The organism is Candidatus Nanopusillus massiliensis, assembly GCF_920984865.1.
Window position 1 is genome coordinate 238,403 of sequence record NZ_OV100765.1, and the last position, 240, is coordinate 238,642.

Annotated in this window: 1 protein-coding gene; it reads right to left on the minus strand. The window is 17.9% G+C overall.

What is annotated here, in order from left to right:
• Positions 1–48 precede the first annotated feature (48 nt).
• Positions 49–183, minus strand: coding sequence for a hypothetical protein (locus LUA84_RS04150; RefSeq protein ID WP_256443499.1), 135 nt, complete (start codon positions 181–183; stop codon positions 49–51).
• Positions 184–240: the final 57 nt, after the last annotated feature.

The following is a 240-nucleotide window of genomic DNA, read 5'->3' on the forward strand; positions in this document are numbered from 1 at the left end:
AATTTAATAAAAATGATTCAAAAAATATGTACAGTATATAATATATATTCATTCTTCAAATTCTAAAATATCTCCAACAGCTATTAACTTTTTATTATCTTTATTATTTATTTTTTCAGTTAAAAATTCCTTTTTAGTTATTTTTATTCCTAATATTTTTTCAATTTTCTTAGCTAAATTCATGCGCAGGTATAATTTTTTTATTTTCTATTGATTTATAGTAGACTTTCTTTTATTCCT

Excerpts from the sequence above, each read along its gene's own strand:
- LUA84_RS04150 (WP_256443499.1), bottom strand. The coding sequence starts at position 183 with ATGAATTTAGCTAAGAAAATTGAAAAAATATTAGGAATAAAAATAACT.